Source organism: Legionella sp. JM-2024 (assembly GCF_055389095.1).
Genome location: NZ_AP039388.1, coordinates 2006010 through 2025372, shown reverse-complemented (window position 1 = coordinate 2025372; position 19363 = coordinate 2006010). Strand labels below are relative to the sequence as shown.

Sequence of the window (19363 nt, the reverse complement as noted above, 5' to 3'; positions counted from 1 at the left end):
TTTTTGCTATGTGGAGAAATCAATATGTCAACAATTAGTGCTGCATTAGTAATGCAATTGCGAGAGCGCACAGGCGCAGGTATGATGGAATGTAAAAAATTTCTAATTGCAACTAACGGTGATATCGAACAGGCAATAATTGAAATGCGTAAAGCAGGTCAGGCGAAAGCAGATAAAAAAGCAGATAGAGTGGCTGCGGAAGGTATCATTGTCATCGCACGCTCTTCTGATGAGTGTACAGCAGTAATGCTTGAAATTAATAGTGAAACAGACTTTGTGGCTCGAGATGAGAATTTTACCAACTTTGCTGCTATCGTGGCCGATGCAGCATTAACAAGTCTTGCAAAAAATGTAGAGAGCTTATCAAATCAAACCTTGCCTGCTGGCATTACTGTTGAGCAAGCAAGACAAGAGCTGGTTGCAAAGATTGGTGAAAACATTAAATTGCGTCGCTTGGAAAGAATGCATTGTGAAGGTGGCGTAATTGGGTACTATTTGCACGGATCACGCATTGGGGTTATGGTTGCTTTAAAAAATGGAAGTGAATCATTAGCAAAAGACATTGCTATGCATATTGCAGCCAGCAAGCCAATGGTAGTTAGCCGTGATCAGGTGCCAGCTGAAGCAATTGAAAATGAAAGAGAAATCTTCACTGCTCAAGCTAAAGAAAGTGGAAAACCACAAGAGATTATTGATAAAATGATTGATGGTCGAATCAACAAATTTATTGATGAGGTGAGCTTGTTAGGACAACCTTACGTAAAAGATCCTAACATTAAAGTGGGTCAACTTTTAAAAGAAAAAAATGCCGAAGTAATATCCTTTATTCGTTATGAAGTAGGTGAAGGAATAGAGAAAAAAGAGGACAATTTTGTTGAGGAAGTGATGGCTCAGGTTCGTACATGATGAATGAAAGTCAACCTAAATTAAAATACAAACGTATTCTGCTTAAATTTAGCGGTGAAGCTCTGATGGGTAAATCTCAATTTGGGATTGATCCTTCAGTTCTCGATACACTAGCTAGAGACACTGCGGAATTGATTCATATGGGTGTAGAAGTTGGTTTGGTATTAGGTGGTGGTAATCTATTCAGAGGAAAGGCTCTTTCTGAAGCAGGTGTTGGGCGAGTTACTGGAGATCATATGGGTATGCTGGCGACTCTCATGAATGCCTTAGCGCTCCGTGATGCTTTAGAACGAATTGATCTACCCGCTCGTATTATGTCAGCTATTCCAATGCTTGGAATAGTTGACCCTTACCACAGACGCAAAGCCATCACTCACTTGCGCAATGGGCATGTAGTGATTTTTGCGGCTGGAACAGGGAATCCATTTTTTACAACGGATACTGCTGCTTGTTTGAGAGCAATTGAAGTTGGTGCTGACGTTGTTTTGAAAGCAACGAAGGTCGATGGGGTTTATTCTGCAGACCCACTTAAAAATCCTGATGCGAAACGTTATGATTATTTAACTTATAAAGAAGTTTTAACCAAAGGTTTAGAAGTGATGGATTCTACCGCAATTTGCTTGTGCCAGGATCAAGGGATGCCATTGCAAGTGTTTGACATGGCAGCTCCTAATGCATTGAAACGGATTGTAACAGGGGAACGTGTAGGAACTATAGTCGGAGCTAATCATGATTAATGAAATTAAGCAAGATTCAGAAAAGCGCATGAGAAAGACTATTGACGCTTTGCATACGGATATGACAAAGATCCGTACAGGTAGGGCCAATGCTGGTTTATTAGATCATGTAATGGTTGATTACTATGGTAGTCCTACACCCTTAGGTCAAGTGGCTAATATTACCACAAGTGATCCACGAACCATTCTAGTTACACCTTGGGAAAAATCCATGGTGGCTGCTATAGAAAAGGCCATATTAAATTCTGATTTAGGCTTAAATCCTGCTACTGCTGGATCAGCCATTCGTGTTCCTATGCCGCCTTTAACGGAAGAACGCAGGAAGGAATTGATTAAAGTAGTTCGCCATGAAGGTGAGCAAGGAAGAGTCTCAATTCGAAACATTAGAAGAGATGCTAATAATCAACTGAAGGACCTTGTTAAAGAAAAAGCAATTTCTGAGGATGATGAACGGCGTGCTGCTGAATCAATCCAAAAGTTGACAGATCGGTATATTTCTGAAGTCGATGCAGTATTGGCCCAGAAAGAAAAAGATTTGATGGAAATTTAAGGAGTAGGGATAACTCCTTTTTTTAAAGGACTACTGTTTCGTATATTTCTAGCATTAATTAGAGGCCACTTGATATACGCTAAATTAGCTGTCTTTAGTATTGTAAATTGGCATTATTTCCATAAATTATGTATCAATGCTGACAGAAGATATTTGTTCTGTTGATGTTTTTATTGAAGTGGTACACAACTTATTTAAATTGGCAAAATATCCCATATAATCCTAAACTTACTTTAGCAATCATTATAATTTGAGGATATGATGAAAAGGAATATACTGATTACAACGTTAATATATGTAACAAGTAATCTAGTTTTTGCCAGTGATTTGGGAAAATATACCTACGAGATTGCTTGTCAAAATTGCCATGCCCCTAAATTGGCTAAATCTATAAAAGCTCCCGCGGCTTTTGATAAAAAGACGTGGAAACTACGTTTTAAACAAGCAAAAATAGAAGCAAAAAATAACCCCTCACAATTTGAAAACCCAATGGATTATTTGCTTTATAGTGTTAAGATAGGTAAAGGATTGATGCACCATGGTGGTTTATGTAAAGAGGCCAATATTCCTAATACTAATTGTTCTGATGATGCTTTAATTGCTGCAATTAATTATATGCGGAAATAATGTGGAAAGTTCTTTGAGATTTTATGGAAGCTTAATAGTATTTATTTCAACCGAACATTAAACCTGGAGTAGGCGGTTAAGACCTGCTTCTTATTCCATGTTTAATATTTAGCAACATAACCCCAATCCTTTACCCATGCTATTTTTTTTATTTCACCAGTACTTTTTACTTGATTAATAAAGAGTTCTTTATTGCTATTCTTAGACGCAATCACAACTAGATTGGCACATTTTTTTATTGGAATAATGATATTTGATGGAAATTGTTTTTTTATTAATTGAATCAAAGGCCATTGTTCTTGAGCGTTTGCTAAATTAATCGCTATAAATCCATCATCAGTTAATTGTTCGTTACAGTGAGTGAAAAAATCAGCAGAGTGGCATTCGTCGGGGAAGTGTGTAGCATCATATAGATCTAGAATCAGATGTTGAAAAGTATTTTTGTTCTCATATACAAAATCTTTGGCATTTTGGTGGATTATGGTGAGATTAGGAATTAAGTCCGTCATAAAAAATTGTTTTGCAATTTGAATCACTTCTTCACTGCTCTCTACAGTAACAATAGATTGCAAAGGATTTTTCGCACTTAGAAAATGAGGAATTCCAGCACCACCAAGCCCTAATAAACAACAGTTATTAGGAAATTTTCGCGCCATAAGTGTTAGTATTTGCAGATAATGCAAACCTGGCTTATGAGGTCTATAGCGGTTAATAACGGTTTGCCATGCTTCACTACCTAAGGTAAGCCAGCGATATAACAGATTTTGATAGACTTTGTATCCTGAAGGTGAAACATAAATACATTTTCCGAATTTTATTTTCCACATGACGCAGGTACTCAGGATTGGAACGGATAAATAGAGCCTAACTTCAAAAGTTGAGTTAATTCATCCAAAGCATCCAGGCATTCATACAATAACTGCGGATCTGCTAAATCAGAGGCTTGCAACTCAGAGCGGTAATACTTTAAAACCCATTTATCTAAAGCATCTAACAAGTCATTATCTACTAAAACACCTTGATGCATTGACTTGAGTTCCTCGTCATTCAAAGGAACTCTTAAGCGTAAACAGGCAGGTCCACCACCATTACGCATGCTTTGTTTTAGATCCAGGTAATGCACTGAATTGATAGGATTTTTTACATCAGCGACTAATTCATCAATACAATTTTTTACTTTAGGATTAGTTTGACATTCAGAAGGGGCTATCAAAATCATATCGTTTTGGCCAGGCAAAGTAATTAATTGAGAATTAAAAAGATAGGTACTCACTGCTTCATTTACACTAAGTTGTTCTTTTGAGAGCTCAATTATTGTTAAAGGAAAGTCAGCTTTTTCTCTCAGTTGCCCCAAAATATTAGATTGATTGCAAAAAGCTTCCTCATGTACCAGAAACACATGCTCGTTAGCAACAGAGATGACATCATTATGAAACACACCCTGATCTATAGCTAAGGGGTTTTGGCGTGCAAAAATTACTTGATCAGTTTTTAATAAATGGTTACGAACAATAGCCTCTGATGCTTCCTGGGTTTGTCGAGCGGGATATTTCATAGGGTTTTGATCTAAGGGATGATTTCCGAGTGCCTTTTTGCCATATACGAATAAATTAATTCCAGTGTGGGCATGGCTTTGACATAAGCGATTATGATTAGCAGCCCCCTCGTCACCAGTACTTGTTGATTTGGGTAATATGGGATGATGATTAAAATAATTTGAATTGGAGAATATAAATTGTAGTAATCTTTGGGAAAAATCAGCTTCCTGATGTCGATGTAAATTACTGATTAAATTGGCGGTGGTAAAATGAACCTTGCCGTCTTCAGTATCTGTGCTTGCGGAAACAGTTGCAGCATTAGCAGTCCACATACTTGAGGCAGAGTAGCATGCACTGAGTAATTCCGGGGCTATTTTATGTGCTTTGTTGATTTGCTCACTGGGAGTGCCTTTAAAACCTAATTGATATAGTAAATTTAAATTAGGACGCTGGTGAGGAGGTAATAGACCTTGCTTTAAACCCATATTATAAAGTTTGCGCATTTTTTCCAATCCTTGTCGTGCAGCGGCTTGAGGATTAGAAATGGATAACGCATTATTTGTGGAGGCTATATTCCCTGCAGAAAGGCCTGCGTAATGATGGGTTTGCCCAACAAGTCCATCCATATTTAACTCATAAACGTTCATAATGATTTATTCCAATACTAGGCCAGGTAATTGTTGTTCTGGGGTTGTTAATAGTGGTTGCTCCATGCTGGCTACAGGATAAGCACAATAATCGGCAGCAAAATAGGCACTGGGTCTATGATTTCCACTACATCCCACACCGCCAAAGGGGAGACTACTGGCAGCACCCGTGGTTGGTCTATTCCAATTGATTAATCCCGCACGAATATTTTGATAAAATTGTAGATAGTGTTCTTCATTATCGCTTAATAAGCCTCCTGATAAGCCATACCGAGTTTGATTCGCCAGTTGAATTGCTTCATCAAAGTGATCGTAACGATATATTTGAGCACATGGGGCAAAAAGCTCATCATCGGGTGGATTTTTAACCCTTGTCATATCAATAATTCCAGGGGATAGCAGGCCAGTGTACTCAACCAGAAGTGACATGGGAAGCACGGATTCCCCCCCCAGCTCAATAAGATGTTTCTGCGCATGGAGATGTTTCAGTGATTGAACATGGCTGATGACTGGTCCCATAAAAGGCTCTGGTTGACTATCAAAAGGGCCAATCTTTATTAGTTTGCAAGCTTTGGTAAAACGCTCTAAAAATTCATCACCCGTATGAGAATTAGGAATTATGACTCGTCTTGCACATGTGCAACGCTGACCAGCAGTTATCATAGTTGAAAGTAATGTATGATAGACTGCTGCGTTAATGTCTTTAATTTCATCAATAATTAATGGGTTATTTCCCCCCATTTCCAATGCTAAAATAACTTCGGGCTTGTTACAAAAATGTTGATGTATTCGAAGACCTGTTGCATAACTCCCAGTAAAATAGACTCCTTGGATGTCTTGGGATAATAAGGTTTTTCCACACGATGCATCTCCTTGCAAACAATTTATGGTTCCAGGTGGTAAACCACTATCATGCCAACATTGCAAAATTAATTCTGCAACCGCTGGAGTGTATTCACTTGGTTTGTAAACTATGGTATTTCCAGCAAGAAGAGCAGGAACAATATGCCCATTACTTAAATGAGCGGGAAAATTAAAAGCACCTAATACGACAACGACACCTTGTGGTTTAAAACGTAGGCAGGCATTAGCTTCTGCTGTTTCACTCTGTTTGGGCCATGTTCTTTCTTTGTATGCTTGTATTGATAAATTTACTTTGCCGATGACTGAGGTCACCTCAGTTTGAGATTCCCATAAGGGTTTCCCAGTTTCTAATGAAATAAGTCGAGCTAATTGCGCGCGATTTTTTTCTACTTGCTCAGCAAAAGTTTTAGTATAATGTGCTCTTTCTTCAAAACTTGTATTAGCCCAGGATTTCAATGTTTGATGGGCAGAGAAACAGGCATTGGAAATTTCTTGATCTGTCGCATTGTTTCCTTGCCAGATCAGAGTTCCATAGGCCGGGTTGATCGATTCCAGAATGGTACCATTCCCGCTTACCCATTGGCCGTTAATATACTGACCTTTGCTCTGTATGATTTGTAATTTAGACATCATTCATCCTTTGTTACAATGGTGGGTTGTCATCAGTGCGTAAGGGCGATATGCGTAAACTGTCGCCACGCTTTACATCAAGTAATTTGGCTGTTTCTTTACTAATAATGCAGGTATTTTCTTGCTCATTAAAAACAGCATGGCTAATTGTTGCTCGAAAATCCATTTGGGTATTAGCCAGTAAATAGCTATTGCTACTTCTTGCCTCATCGCTTACGTTTTTAATGACCATGATACGACTTAAAGCAATAGTTTTAATTTCTGATAAAGGTGATTCGATAGTAGGTCCTGCATCAAAAATGTCAACGTAATTGTTATAGCGAAAACCTTCTTTTAGTAAGATATTCATTGCAGGTATGGTGGATTGGTGTGGTTTACCAATGACTGCTTGTGCAGCGGGCGAGAGTAATTTGACATAGATAGGATTGCGCGGCATTAAATCGGCGATAAATTGTTTGTTAGTAGCAAGGGTAAGGCGATCTGCTTCTACAAATGGCATATGAAAAAAGTTGGCTCCAACATTCTCCCAAAATGGTGAATGTCCCTTGTCGTCAGAAATACCGCGCATTTCGGCAATGACAATAGGGGCAAAACGATGGGAATATTGTGCCATAAATAAAAAACGTCCTTTTGAGAGTAATAAACCATTGTTGTTTTTTCTATAGTCAGGGTGCAGAAAGAGGGTGCAAATTTCTGTGCGGCCTTGGTTATCATTGACCAGACTTAATACTTCATAATCACTGCGTATGTTAAGTGAATGACAAACTCTGGTTCTTTTAGAGACTTTATAAGAGTAAAAGGGTATTTCATAACCTGTACGTGCTTCTATGGCAGATATCCCAACAATTTTTTTATTTTTTTGATCCTCCAGAACAAAAAAATAATATTCAGATCCTGGATTGGTTACATTTTTTTTATAAGATTCACAGGACCAGTCAAGCCGTTTTTTTAGCAACTCTTTATCTTTTGGCAGAGTGGTCATTCCAACACCACTGATTTCTGCCAGCTGATGGATTGTATCCAAATCAGAGTCCCGTGCGCTGCGAAATAATATCATTTTGTTAAATCCTCTAAACCACCTTGTGCCAAATCTGTCATGAGAAGTGCGCTAAGGGCAGCTCGTTCTGCCAAACTATCCAGCAATATATATTCAGCGGGGCTATGTATATTACCGCCTCTAACTCCTAAAGTGTCCAGAACGGGCAAGCCATGGCAGGCCAAATTGTTCCCATCACAACAACCACCGCTGTCTTTCCAGTCAATAGCCAAATCAATCTCTTTCCCAATCACTTGGACGCGATGAAAAAGTCGTTCTGTCCCGGAACAAACACGTTTCACTGGTCGCCCAAAAATACCATGGATATTTAATGAATACTCGGGACGTTTTAACTGCGTGGCGATTGCATCCAATTCTTTTCTTACCCAAAACTCATCTTCAGGTAAACTAATTCGTATATCAATCTGAGCTACTGCCTTGTCAGGAACAACATTCAATGCTTCACCACCAGCAACTTTACCTACATTGAGTGTTACTCCATTACGTTTCCCATTTAACGCATGGATTGCAGTAATTGCTTCAGCAAGATAGCATATAGCATTTCTTCCTTCATCAAATGCTCGGCCTGCATGAGCTGCTTTTCCTGTGGCAACAAGAGTTAATTTTCCACTCCCTTTGCGATTTTTTGCCAAGGTGCCTTTGGGTGTCATTGCTGGCTCATAAACCAGGGCAGCTTGATAATTATGTGCTAATTCATCAAATAGTTTGCAGGATGCAGGTGAACCGATTTCTTCGTCTGAATTGATTAGTACATCCCAGCCTAATTCTTTTGCAAAGCTTGTGTTTTCAAAAGCATATAAGGCATGCAGTATCACAATTAGTCCGCCCTTCATATCCGCAACGCCTGGACCATTAATCTCATTATCATTCAAGTAAGTTAATGTTTGAAAAGGATTGCTCGCGGAATACACCGTATCCATATGTCCACTTAGCAGGATACGCCGTTTTAAGTGAGGACGTTTTCTAACGAACAATGCATCACCACAGTGTTGAGTTACTGTACTTCCAGTCATATCAATAACAGATAAAGGTGATAATTTGATTAATTCTGTTGTATCAGCGATGGGCTTAAATACTGACTGCAAGGTATTAGCCATGACAGCTAATCCTGCTAAATTAGTGGTTCCGGAATTAATTTCACAAAATTGGTGGAGCTGCTCCACCATAGTTGTCTGATTATTGTTTATTGAACTGATAATTTCCTTATATTTAACCATGGTTTTAGCTCTAAACTAAATCGTCAACAATAGCGTAATTTGAGTGTTGGCGTCAATTCAGTATCATAACCATACTAGGCAAAATCATACTTTGCCTACAATATAAACAAAACAAAAATAAATATATGACTTCTATCATGTGAACACCTTTTCACTTATTCTCGCATGAAGGTGTTTTTTGAAATTAGCATTTATCTTTTTTCTGATATAACAACTATAGTTGTGTTTATAAATTAATCAAAAAATCAAAATATAATCTATACTCTCCATATAAGTTAGATATTGGGTTGGAAGTAGGTAGAGCCATATGCAAACAAGTTCAGAGATGGCAAAAGAACTTCTTTCTATGCAAAAAACATCACCTAAAGTAGCTATTACTTTTTATTCCAAGCGCTCTTCTGATGCACAGGGATATTATGCCGGTATCTTCAATGAAGAGAATAGGAAAGATGTAATGCGATTGAAAGAAGGAATTGAAAAGGCGGCAACGAAGAAAGGGGGCCTCCCGCCAAAGATAGAAATTACATTATTTCTTATTCCTAACTGGGAAAAGCATGAAGATTATAATTCATCAGAGTATTTAGCAGCAAAACAACAAATGCTTGTTGATGCCAGAGCATTTTACGGAAGTGATATAATTATTAGAGATTTTCTCGAGACTGGTGTAACAGCGGCTGAGCTTGGTTTTATAAAAGGTTGTCAATCTTTGGGAAGTATCGCCGATATAGTAAAAACACGTACTATCATCGATAGTGCAGGTACACCTTGTTTACAAACCGATTGCAATGTGACCTGGGCCAATAATAATTTTTCTCAATTGTATGAATTAACCTTTGCGTCAAATATGGATGCATTTAATGCCAGCCGATGTTCTGAAATCTATGTTTCTGCTCACAACAAGGTGTTATTTACGGGCTCTGGCAGCAAGTTGCCATTGATTTTTTCAAAGACCCTGGTTGACTATTGTACAAAATATCAAAATGACAAGTGGCATAAAAGTGAGAGTTGCAATGGGGTATATGATATTGCTTTTGGAGAAGGAATGTGTCAATACGGCCTTACTTATAGAGTGAGAGTCGATGATAAATACAATCCAGGTGAAACATTTGATTTCTTTCCAGCAAAATTGCAAGATAGCCGCTACAAGTTGATGCCTTTAGTTGTTGCGTGCCAACGTGAAAGTTGGCGTAAAGGAATGCCACCACCTGACCCTGTGGTAACAGAATTAACAGGTAACCTCACTTTGCATGATAACTCTAAAAAACCTGCCTTGGAAGTTGATATTGGCGGTGTTCGATATGGATACTTTCATTTTAAAAGTTTAGTCAGAGTGTTTACTAATGTGCCAAGTTGGCATACGGAAGAGGGTAAATACAAGTATGCTATGGATACTCATGATTATTTTGAAGGTGCTGAGGAGGCGCGTAATTTATTTGTAAGTCAGCAAGATACTGAATTATGTATGACAATTTTTGCTGAATATTATAATGCAGCTAAACTCGCATGCGAACAAGGAAAACTTCAGCAAGGATTCCGTACTCTGCAAGTATTAGCTGACCTTATTCCTGAGACTGAGGCTGGTAATAAGTTAACCCAAGCATTGTTTCAATGTAGTGCAAAGGAATTGCATAGTAATCCTATGCGTGATGCTGTTTTGTCGAACACAGCGAAACATGATAAAATAAGCTTTAATGTGCAAGAATCACCCACTTTTTGGAATAAAAAGAAACAAACTGAAACTCAGAGTACTACTCCTCAACAAGAGAAGGATAAGCAGTTCAATAGCAAGCCACAATAGGGTGATAATAAGTTTTTTTAAAGGGCAATTTAATGGGGAGGTTTATTATGAGTCCCGATGTTAAACCGATAGATGATAGTTTGCGTGAAGCGGTCATGGATGGAAACCGTTCACAAGTCGAATTAATCATAAAAAATTACCAAGGTGATGTGAATGCTCAGGATGCCAATGGAACAACACCAGCTTTGCTTGCTGCCAAGCGTAATGATTTGCCGATGTTAAAATTATTGGTAGAAAACGGTGCTGATGTGAGGACTGGCGATCAATTAGATCAAACTCCTATGCTTTGGGCTCTTCATAATAAAAATGATGAAATGATAGAGTTTATTGAAATGCTTGGTGATAACCCCGGGATCAGGCCATAATCTTATTTATTTCCACAAGCGTTTTCTTCAGGTAATTGATTTCAATCATACCATTAGAAATAAATATCGCTTCAATTGCACTTTTGATCATCGCCTGAACTTTACAATTTACCGCTTTAAAACTAAACTTGAATTACGAATCATAATTCAAGGTTGGAGGTCTTATGTCTCATGGGGGGGCAAGGGTGGGAGCTGGACGTCCTCGAGGGAAAGGAAAATATGGTGAAGCGACAAGGTCGGTGCGTATACCCGAATCTCGTATCCAAGAGGTGCTGAAATACCTTCAGGGAGAAATGGAGTTTCCCAAAATTCCCTTGTATTCAAGTACTGTGAGAGCTGGTTTTCCTTCTCCCGGGGATGATTATATTGAATCCATGCTGGATTTGAATGAGTATTTGATAAAACACCCCGCATCCACTTTTTTTGTACGAGCTTCTGGAGAATCCATGATGAATGCCGGCATTTACTCTGGCGATATTTTAATCGTTGATCGCAGCATAGAAGCTAGCCATGGAAAAATAGTAATCGCCGCTTTGAATGGCGAGCTTACGGTAAAACGCTTATTTCAACAGCATGGGCAAATAAAACTGATTGCTGAGAACCCTGATTTTCCTCCGATAGATATCACGGACGAATATGATATGGTCATTTGGGGGGTCGTCACCAATGTCATTCATGCGGTATTATGATGTTTGCCCTGGTTGATTGTAATAATTTTTATGTCTCTTGTGAGCGATTGTTTCAACCAGCGTTGGCCAATAAACCAATTTTGGTATTGTCTAATAATGATGGTTGTGTCATTGCGCGCTCTAATGAAGTAAAGGCGTTGGGTGTTCAAATGGGAGTACCCTATTTTCAGGTCAAGGCTTTATGCAAACAACATAAGGTGCACGTGTTTTCATCTAATTACACATTGTACGGGGATATGTCGCGCCGGGTTATGTCAGTGATTGAGGATAAGTGGCCAGAAATAGAAATTTACTCTATTGATGAAGCTTTTCTTGATCTAAAAACTTTACCCAAGTCAGAACATGATGAATTTTGCCATAAGTTACAACAAACCATTTTGCGCTACACTGGTATACCAGTTTCCATAGGTATTGGGGCGACCAAGACATTGGCCAAATTGGCGAATCATATTGCGAAAAAAGAGTTGAAAATTCCTGTATTTAATATTGAGAATCAACGCAATTGGCTGGCTAAAATAGCCATTGGTGAGGTGTGGGGAGTGGGAAGACAATGGAGTAAAAAATTAATACAACAAGGAGTTTATACAGCCCAGGATTTGGTCGATATGGATTGGCATGTAATGAAAAAATTATTTACTATTACATTGCAGCATACTGTGCTTGAGCTACGTGGTGTTTCTTGTGGTGGTTTGCAGGAGTTTGAACCAAGAAAAAGCATCATATCTTCCAAATCTTTTGGAGCTATGCAAACGGACTACTCCACTCTTGCACAGGCAATCAGCAGTCATTGTGCCAGGGCTTATGAAAAACTGCGTCATCAGAAATTGTTGGCACATCATCTTTCAGTATTCATCAAAACGAACCGATTTCGTTTGGATTTACCGCAATATGAGCAGTCCATTGGGTTTAAATTGGTTAATCCAAGTGATGATCTACGGTATTTGATTCGTTGTGCCAATTTGTGCCTGCGTAAAATATTTCGCCCTGGATTTCATTATCAGAAAGTAGGCATTTGCTTGGGAGATTTAATTGGGAAAAATTATTTACAGATGGACTTATTTAATCAAGCTTCAGAAAAAGAGTTAAATCATGTAGAAAGGTTAATGTCTGTATTAGATGCAGTAAATAGTAAATATGGCCGTTACACTTTGCGTTTGGCAGCAGAAGGGTACGTAAAGCCTTGGGCTATGCGAGCGCAGTTGCGCTCCCCTAATTATACAACTCAGTGGTCTGAGTTGCCTGTGGTGAATTTAAATTAAGCTCATAGGCATGATTACCATGCAATAGATTTTTGCGGAAATTCTACTGCAGTGACGAATTGGTTCGTCGAAGCGGTACTTGAATCCTCATGTACTGGTGGCGTGTACTCTAGTGCTGCGTTCCGATTTACCTCACACTTCACAATAGGTGGTAATCCGGGAAATCATGGTAAATTTCTCGGATTACAGCCAAATCTGATCACTCAAACTTAAAGTTAATGTGTAATGACAGGATAGAGAGTCTCTTCAAAAGGTGGTGCGCTAGGATTTACCAGAGTATTAGTTTCAGATGGATGTTTATGAACATTAACTTCAGGGTTGAAGAATGGGGTAGATGAATAGATATAAGGCTCAATTTCTTTAGCCTGTTTTAATGCTTGCTCAGCTAAAGCTTCAGCATGCTGTAATTCATCTTCCAAGCGATTTTTAGTACTTTCATTCTTCAATTGGGCTTTTTGCAGATTAGGAATCGTTTGATTTTCCAATGTGTAAATTTCTTGTAGATTTGTCCCCATTTGCTGTCTATTGTTTTCTATCGTTTCCTGATTTGATTGAATGGCTGAATTATTCATATAAGCTTTCACAGCATAAGTAATTGCGGCAATACCAAAACCAAGACCCGTAAGCAGCAACAATGCTGGTGGGGCAATAACCAATGTTAGCAAGAGGGCTGGTGCAATGACATAAGGAATAACTCCAGTTAGAGTTAAAATTAATGGAATAGAAAAGAGCAAAGATAATCCTGATGAAAGGAGGGTTGGAAAAATCAGTTTATTTCGTGTTTTGATATGGGCATCATGGGATTCACTGAGCTTTTTGTTCTCTTCCTCCAAACTTACATTTTTCTTTGTTAAATTAGGATTAGCAAGTCGTAATGAATTTAATTTGGAATTAAGTCGCTCCAAGGTGTTTTTGTTTTCGCCAATAGAACGTATTGCACTATTTAATTGCAATTGAATGTTCGCAGCCTTTTGTTGGTAGCTTAAGTGATCTTTCATTCTTCCAGAAATGGTACGCAAGGCTTCAATTTCCTGAAATGAACGTCGAGCTGTTTGTAAATAAGGTTCTAATTGCTCGAGAAAAACGGAGTAATTTAATTGTTCCGCTTTTCCGATTAAGGAAGAACATTGCTGTTCAATCGTTTTTAGTTCTTTTTCAATATTAGAGGTTAACTTCCGTTGATTTGTGCTTGACAGCGTCTCGGTAATGGTATCGACTTTTTTAGGATCATAGACAAAACGAAGCAAAGAGGAGGGGTTGGCCGTCAATTCTTTTTTAGCCAGATAATTATTACGTGCCAGAGAACGCTTTTCTCTGTTTTGAGAGCGTATTTCTCTTTGGTCACGTCTTAAATCCAAATCTTGTAATTCCTTTGTGATTTCTGAAATTCTTCGGTTAAGCTTATAGATTCTTGACTCAAGATCTTGCCGACTAATAGAAGCTTCGGAATGAGTATGAACATTAGGATTTGGAGTTAGAGTTACTGAAACAGAAGGAGTGTGATGGTGAACTGTAGGAGTATCAGGATGTACATGCGTGTTGGTGGGTACAGTATATATCAATAACTGCCTTTCATACTCTGCCTTAAGTAGTTTTTTTTGTTGGAGCTCTTCGGTTAAGATTTCTCTTTGATTAAGATCTTTACGTTTTTCTTGTAGGTCTCTGTTAAGCTCTTTCTCATCTTCTAATATTTGTTGTTGTAAGGCATCTTCTTCCAATCGAATGATGGCCGCTGATTTTTCAGAATCTCTGAGCTGATGTAATTTTTTTGTGATTTGCTCATGAATAGAGGAGATGGGTTTTTTATTGGTGAGCAAGTCTTTTAATTCAGAAAATTTATAGTCGATGGATAAAAAGTTTTGGGTGAGCTTAATTAGTTCCTGTTTTACATCATAATTAGCAAGAGACATAGATTACTCCCAATGATCAAGTTGGTGCATTTTAAAGCATAAAGCTTGATTTATCAATATTGGGTTCGCAGTTTTGTTACCGCATCATTAATGTTTGGTCTTTTTCCATTGAAACTTTTTTCTCACTAGAAACATTTGTTAGAATTTTATTTAAGGGGTGTTGAGGAGAAAATTTCAAACATTGAATGGCTTTATTCGTATAATATTCGGTAGGCAAGTGCTGGTACACAGATGAAACGAGTTGATATAGAAAACTATTCCTTGGGGAAAAAAAGTGATATTCGTTGCTTATTTCTTTTTGAATGCCCTGCAAGCCGTGCTGCAGATGGAATAGTTTCATTAGCACATTTGGAGCATGATTTACTTTATTGATCAGGTTTTCTAATTTTTCTATTTGTTGAGCTCTCTGATGATTGTAACTATTTGCATTAACCTTATATTTCTTAATTGCCTCTGATAATTCTTGGGTTAAGTGATCAAAATCATAATTAGATAGATCCTCCAAGTGTTTGGTTTCTGCGTTTAAATAAATATTTGCGGCAGCTGTGACAGCCCTTTGCCATTGAGTCGATGTTCTAAATAAAGAGGACCAGCTATCAATAGGGAGTAATAAAACAATTTGTACATACAACTCAATAGGCAGCAGATTAATAAAGGGGGCGTGCTTGAGCAAGTAGCTTTGAAAAGTAGAAGGCAGCATTAGTAGCGCATTATCATTAAGCAGCTCCAGGCTAAGTTCGGGATCTTTGGTTATTTGATTGAGTATCAAAGTGCTCAAACTAGGGATGTCTGTCATTTTCTATGCTATTTATGAATAAAGGGTAATGCGAGAAAAAGATACACTATTAATAATTTAAAAGCAAATATTGGCCAGGTACAATAATACACAATTAAGCATAAAAAAGTGATTTAAGATATCCCATTCACTACTTCATTATCTTCTTCCTGGGATTCGCTAAACTCTTCTGACAGTGCGGATAAAGACTCATCAGGAGAGTGTGTTTTTCTGGGACTTAAAAATGGAGAATTGGCATAGGATGATGGCTCTATTTCCTTTGCCTTCTGGAATGCTTGTTCAGCCTGGAGTTGCGTTTTTTGCAATGAAAGCACTAATTGATCTCTTAAATTTTCATCTTTTTTGACTTGTGATTCCAGATGGGGAATTGTCAGTGTTTCCATTGTTTTCAAGTTTTGCGAAATTCGTTTCATTTGATTGGAGTTTGATTCTATCGTTTGCAAATTGGATTTAATGGCAGATTCATTGGAATGAGATTTGAAGACGAAAACGATGGCGGCTATACCAACACCGAGAGTTGAAAGTAATAATAGAGCCGGGGGTATTGATACCAGAGCATAAAGTAAGGCAGGAGCGATAAAAAAGGGAATAACTCCACTTATTGTTAAAATAAAGGGAATGGAGAATAACAAAGTCAATCCAAACAATAGTAAGGCAGGGGTTCCCAGGCGCTGTTGTAAAGCATTATTATGAGATAGGGTATTAGATAATTCCAAATTACGCGAAACCAATTCTTCATTAACAGAGGCCAAATTAGGATTATTACTTTTTAAAGATTTTAATTTGCGTTGTAGCTCTTGCAATCTTACTATTTGACCACCGATCGATTGTTTTTTAATATGAAGACTTGACTGAGTATTAATGGACTCATGTTCAAATTCCAAATGTTGTTGCATAAATTTTATAATCGCTTTTAGCGCCTCAATTTCCTGTGAAGATAATTTGTGATCTTTCCCTTTTAAAAAGTCCTTGAGCACCTCAAGAAATAATGGGTAATTAATTTGCTCTGACTGCTGTATCAGTTCCACACATTTCTTTTCAAGTGCATTGCGTTGATTTTGTATACTTTTCAATAAAAGAGATTGGTTTTTTCCTGATAAAGTACTTAGAATTCCTTCTCCTGTACTATTGAATCCAACTCTCGCTTGAGCACGCTTGACCCTACTGGTATGGTGTTCTAATCGAGTATTAGCACGTTTGTCAATTTCTCTCAGTTTTATCTTATTATTAACTTCCAATTCAAAAAGAGATTGAATCTTAATTTCATGCTCGTTAATGGATCTTTGTAGACGTTCAGTAGATATTGTATGGGAAGAAGAAGATTGTTTTTTCTTTAAAGCCGGATCATGATGATGTATGACATCGACTTTAGCCTGGCTTTCCAACAACCGCTCTAATTTATTATGTAGTAATCGAAGTTCTGTTTGCTGCTCACTTAATTGAGTTGGTATATGATTTAATTCGCGAGTTAAATGATCCTTTGATTTTTTATCTTTTGATTCTTCAGAATCATCTAGTTCCTTTTGTTTTTTATCTTCTGCTAATTGAGTTTTATAGGATTGTTGTTCAAGGTTTTTTTTGACCTTGAGTTGATCCGAATCCCTGGATTGAGTGAGGGTGTTTACTATGGAGGAATGAATCTTGGGAATAGGAGCCTTTCTAAGGATTAAATCTTTGATGTTAGAGAAGGATAATTCTTCATCCAAAAAGAATTGATTGATGTGTTCCTTAACTAATTTCTCAATATCGCAGTTGGCCAAAAACATAATCACTCCAGATTATCCTTTTAAATGATGTTAGAGTAATTTGAATTATCAGGCAACATACCTATTAGCGAAGTTGAGAGGAAAATTGGATTAATTCATCACAAAGAAGATTTCTTTCAGAAGCAAAAAATCCAGTTTTTGCAGTAGCTAGTCCATTAGTAATGAGAGGTTTGGCATATCCGAAGGAGGGAATGTATAAAAACAAACCTAATAAACATTCCATTAAGCCACCGATAATATACAAAGCAGGATGATTAATTCGTAATTCCTCAGCAAGTTTTTTATAGGACTTAATCAATTTAGGGGTAGGGCTTGTATGTAATAATTGTGAGGTTCGAGAAACAGCCTCTAATAAAAGCCTTTGACCACTCACTTCGTGCTTATATTGTTTCTGGATTTGAGATAGCAGTTCATGTCCCATCTCTTTTACTTTTAATTGATTACTTGTAAAAGTATTGAATTGTTCATTGCATTGTTTAATTCTTAGTTCCAACAAGTGTTCAACACGAGAGTGGGGACAATTCATATCTCGCCAGTAAATTAGCCAGGATTTTTTATGATTGTTTATTAGTTCATTATAATTAGCATTGATATAGGCATCGAGAGCATTCCAAATGATTTTACGATGAAAATTCATGCCTCGACCTTTCACATTAGCTGCTGCAATATCCAAAGCTCTTTCAAATTCTTTTCTTTGCATGGGATTTTCAAGTGTGAAAGATTTTAACAGATTATAATAAACGGAAGAAACAGCTCCCCTATCTATCGCATCCTTACATGAAAAATTATAACCATCAGGTTCCAATGTTGTAATTATGTAATCGGTTAATGCGAATTTAATAAAATAAAACCATACCGCTTGTTTTTGAGCAGTAGATAAGTGCTGATTAGGTTTTATTCCTATCTTTTTGAAACTTTGAGTTAACAAGTTTCTTAGTACAATGGATTCGGACTCTTTGTTTTTAAAGATTAATTTTCTGGTATTGGCACTGATCCTTAAATCAGAAATACCGCTTTTATGTCTCTTACCTTGTGCGATATGCAGGAACTCATTAAATACATCGTCATAATTAAGTTTGTCAAAAAAGATTTTATAATGTTTGGAGCTCATCAGTGATTTACTGGCTGGAAGAGTAATGACTGCGATCTTAAGCAATGGGTTATTTTCCAATTCATGAAGTGCTAAACTTAATTCTTTCTCATTAGTACCTGCTATATCTAAATCACTTCTATCCAACCCCAGATTGTTGAAATAAATATGGCATATTGGTTTATTAGAAGTGGTACGATTGGCATTTATTGCCAGCCATCTTTTAAACAAAGGGCTGACACGCACTTTTCCATTATGCCGTTGGCCCTGGGTACTAAATCGATATTCAATTATCTTTGAATCTTTTCTATAGAGATAATTTCTTAATGAAGGGAGATTGGTGCTATGTTGTGGTTTGAAATTAGGGTTAAATAAGGAAAACAATCGAGTCAGTATACTTTCTTGTTTTTGTGGTGAAGTTTTATTAATAGGAGCATTCTGATCGATGAGTTCTTTCGCAATTTTCTCTCCTGTTTCAATCTGTCTGGGTCTTGCTTTTGAACTTATATGGTTTATCCATTCTGCGGAATCAAGAATATGGTTGTCATTATGATAGATTGAAAAAATTAAATCATCCAGGGCATTGGATTGATGTTTTGTTAATGTGGGATATAACGAATCTATTCGATCTTCCAAAGAAGCAATAGTAAATGAATAGAGATTACCATATGCAAATTGGTCATTATATACTTCATTTAAAACAGCCACTGAATTCAGCTCAGGAAAGTACTCAAGGATTGTTGAATTAACAAAAGGTTTTAACTGAAGAAGATAGGCATAACAATTACGATTGTGAATGATATCGCTTGATAAAGTATCTTTTAAAACCAATTCGGAAGTCATTTTTTTATTTATATAGAAATAAATTTAAAAATATTGTAACAAAAATATACTAAAAATAACAGATATTTGTTTTA

17 protein-coding genes are annotated in these 19363 nt (G+C 37.3%); 8 read left to right on the top strand and 9 right to left on the bottom strand.

From position 1 onward, the window contains the following. The first annotated feature begins 24 nt into the window (after window positions 1-24). The 4 genes from tsf (at window position 25) to ACZ5EK_RS08940 (ending at window position 2820) form a co-directional block, all read left to right on the top strand. Window positions 25-906 (top strand): translation elongation factor Ts, encoded by an 882-nt coding sequence (gene tsf / locus ACZ5EK_RS08955; protein WP_464429177.1) that lies wholly within the window; start codon window positions 25-27, stop codon window positions 904-906. Next, a complete protein-coding gene (pyrH, locus tag ACZ5EK_RS08950) occupies window positions 903-1643 on the top strand; it encodes a UMP kinase (protein WP_464429176.1) in 741 nt (246 codons plus the stop codon). Before tsf ends, pyrH begins: the two co-directional genes overlap by 4 nt. Next, window positions 1636-2193 carry a ribosome recycling factor gene (frr, locus tag ACZ5EK_RS08945; RefSeq protein ID WP_464429175.1) on the top strand — a complete coding sequence of 186 codons (558 nt, stop codon included), beginning with the start codon at window positions 1636-1638 and terminating at the stop codon, window positions 2191-2193. Before pyrH ends, frr begins: the two co-directional genes overlap by 8 nt. A gap of 261 nt (window positions 2194-2454) precedes the next feature. Then, complete coding sequence (locus tag ACZ5EK_RS08940; protein ID WP_464429174.1) at window positions 2455-2820, top strand: c-type cytochrome; 366 nt, start codon at window positions 2455-2457, stop codon at window positions 2818-2820. A 101-nt stretch (window positions 2821-2921) separates the two neighbouring features. Here ACZ5EK_RS08940 and ACZ5EK_RS08935 read toward each other — a convergent pair whose 3' ends face one another. The 5 genes from ACZ5EK_RS08935 to ACZ5EK_RS08915 are packed head-to-tail and all read right to left on the bottom strand — an operon-like array spanning window position 2922 to window position 8773. Further along, window positions 2922-3647, bottom strand: a complete 726-nt coding sequence (locus tag ACZ5EK_RS08935) for a spermidine synthase (protein WP_464429173.1) — start codon at window positions 3645-3647, stop codon at window positions 2922-2924. Between the two features lie 11 nt (window positions 3648-3658). Then, complete coding sequence (gene astB / locus ACZ5EK_RS08930) at window positions 3659-5005, bottom strand: N-succinylarginine dihydrolase (protein ID WP_464429172.1); 1347 nt, start codon at window positions 5003-5005, stop codon at window positions 3659-3661. 6 nt (window positions 5006-5011) lie between these two features. Further along, a complete protein-coding gene (gene astD / locus ACZ5EK_RS08925) occupies window positions 5012-6499 on the bottom strand; it encodes a succinylglutamate-semialdehyde dehydrogenase (protein WP_464429171.1) in 1488 nt (495 codons plus the stop codon). A gap of 13 nt (window positions 6500-6512) precedes the next feature. Further along, a complete protein-coding gene (astA, locus tag ACZ5EK_RS08920) occupies window positions 6513-7556 on the bottom strand; it encodes an arginine N-succinyltransferase (protein WP_464429170.1) in 1044 nt (347 codons plus the stop codon). Continuing rightward, a complete protein-coding gene (locus ACZ5EK_RS08915; protein ID WP_464429169.1) occupies window positions 7553-8773 on the bottom strand; it encodes a hydrolase in 1221 nt (406 codons plus the stop codon). Before ACZ5EK_RS08915 ends, astA begins: the two co-directional genes overlap by 4 nt. A gap of 307 nt (window positions 8774-9080) precedes the next feature. Between ACZ5EK_RS08915 and ACZ5EK_RS08910 the strand changes: the two genes are divergently transcribed. The 4 genes from ACZ5EK_RS08910 to ACZ5EK_RS08895 all read left to right on the top strand — a co-directional run bounded on the left by ACZ5EK_RS08910 (window position 9081) and on the right by ACZ5EK_RS08895 (window position 12884). Then, window positions 9081-10571, top strand: a complete 1491-nt coding sequence (locus ACZ5EK_RS08910) for a hypothetical protein (RefSeq protein WP_464429168.1) — start codon at window positions 9081-9083, stop codon at window positions 10569-10571. A gap of 47 nt (window positions 10572-10618) precedes the next feature. Continuing rightward, window positions 10619-10936, top strand: a complete 318-nt coding sequence (locus ACZ5EK_RS08905) for an ankyrin repeat domain-containing protein (protein WP_464429167.1) — start codon at window positions 10619-10621, stop codon at window positions 10934-10936. A gap of 164 nt (window positions 10937-11100) precedes the next feature. Next, window positions 11101-11625, top strand: coding sequence for a LexA family protein (locus ACZ5EK_RS08900; RefSeq protein ID WP_464429166.1), 525 nt, complete (start codon window positions 11101-11103; stop codon window positions 11623-11625). Beyond that, on the top strand, window positions 11625-12884 hold the full coding sequence (locus ACZ5EK_RS08895) for a Y-family DNA polymerase (protein ID WP_464432476.1): 1260 nt from the start codon (window positions 11625-11627) through the stop codon (window positions 12882-12884). Before ACZ5EK_RS08900 ends, ACZ5EK_RS08895 begins: the two co-directional genes overlap by 1 nt. A gap of 215 nt (window positions 12885-13099) precedes the next feature. Here the strand turns inward: ACZ5EK_RS08895 and ACZ5EK_RS08890 are convergent, their stop codons facing one another. The 4 genes from ACZ5EK_RS08890 to ACZ5EK_RS08875 form a co-directional block, all read right to left on the bottom strand. Beyond that, window positions 13100-14794: a type IV secretion protein Dot gene (locus tag ACZ5EK_RS08890; RefSeq protein ID WP_464429165.1), complete on the bottom strand. Its 1695-nt coding sequence runs from the start codon at window positions 14792-14794 to the stop codon at window positions 13100-13102. A gap of 76 nt (window positions 14795-14870) precedes the next feature. After that, entirely contained in the window at window positions 14871-15590 is a 720-nt protein-coding gene (locus ACZ5EK_RS08885) for a hypothetical protein (RefSeq protein ID WP_464429164.1), read from the bottom strand. Between the two features lie 113 nt (window positions 15591-15703). After that, window positions 15704-17356 (bottom strand): Dot/Icm T4SS effector LegC3/PpeA, encoded by a 1653-nt coding sequence (gene legC3 / locus ACZ5EK_RS08880; RefSeq protein WP_464429163.1) that lies wholly within the window; start codon window positions 17354-17356, stop codon window positions 15704-15706. A gap of 64 nt (window positions 17357-17420) precedes the next feature. Beyond that, a complete protein-coding gene (locus ACZ5EK_RS08875) occupies window positions 17421-19289 on the bottom strand; it encodes a hypothetical protein (protein WP_464429162.1) in 1869 nt (622 codons plus the stop codon). Window positions 19290-19363 lie beyond the last annotated feature (74 nt).

Bases quoted from the DNA above. Each gene is read 5' to 3' on its own strand.
- tsf (WP_464429177.1), top strand. From the start codon at position 25: ATGTCAACAATTAGTGCTGCATTAGTAATGCAATTGCGAGAGCGCACA.
- pyrH (WP_464429176.1), top strand. From the start codon at position 903: ATGATGAATGAAAGTCAACCTAAATTAAAATACAAACGTATTCTGCTT.
- frr (WP_464429175.1), top strand. From the start codon at position 1,636: ATGATTAATGAAATTAAGCAAGATTCAGAAAAGCGCATGAGAAAGACT.
- ACZ5EK_RS08940 (WP_464429174.1), top strand. From the start codon at position 2,455: ATGAAAAGGAATATACTGATTACAACGTTAATATATGTAACAAGTAAT.
- ACZ5EK_RS08935 (WP_464429173.1), bottom strand. From the start codon at position 3,647: ATGTGGAAAATAAAATTCGGAAAATGTATTTATGTTTCACCTTCAGGA.
- astB (WP_464429172.1), bottom strand. From the start codon at position 5,005: ATGAACGTTTATGAGTTAAATATGGATGGACTTGTTGGGCAAACCCAT.
- astD (WP_464429171.1), bottom strand. From the start codon at position 6,499: ATGTCTAAATTACAAATCATACAGAGCAAAGGTCAGTATATTAACGGC.
- astA (WP_464429170.1), bottom strand. From the start codon at position 7,556: ATGATATTATTTCGCAGCGCACGGGACTCTGATTTGGATACAATCCAT.
- ACZ5EK_RS08915 (WP_464429169.1), bottom strand. From the start codon at position 8,773: ATGGTTAAATATAAGGAAATTATCAGTTCAATAAACAATAATCAGACA.
- ACZ5EK_RS08910 (WP_464429168.1), top strand. From the start codon at position 9,081: ATGCAAACAAGTTCAGAGATGGCAAAAGAACTTCTTTCTATGCAAAAA.
- ACZ5EK_RS08905 (WP_464429167.1), top strand. From the start codon at position 10,619: ATGAGTCCCGATGTTAAACCGATAGATGATAGTTTGCGTGAAGCGGTC.
- ACZ5EK_RS08900 (WP_464429166.1), top strand. From the start codon at position 11,101: ATGTCTCATGGGGGGGCAAGGGTGGGAGCTGGACGTCCTCGAGGGAAA.
- ACZ5EK_RS08895 (WP_464432476.1), top strand. From the start codon at position 11,625: ATGTTTGCCCTGGTTGATTGTAATAATTTTTATGTCTCTTGTGAGCGA.
- ACZ5EK_RS08890 (WP_464429165.1), bottom strand. From the start codon at position 14,794: ATGTCTCTTGCTAATTATGATGTAAAACAGGAACTAATTAAGCTCACC.
- ACZ5EK_RS08885 (WP_464429164.1), bottom strand. From the start codon at position 15,590: ATGACAGACATCCCTAGTTTGAGCACTTTGATACTCAATCAAATAACC.
- legC3 (WP_464429163.1), bottom strand. From the start codon at position 17,356: ATGTTTTTGGCCAACTGCGATATTGAGAAATTAGTTAAGGAACACATC.
- ACZ5EK_RS08875 (WP_464429162.1), bottom strand. From the start codon at position 19,289: ATGACTTCCGAATTGGTTTTAAAAGATACTTTATCAAGCGATATCATT.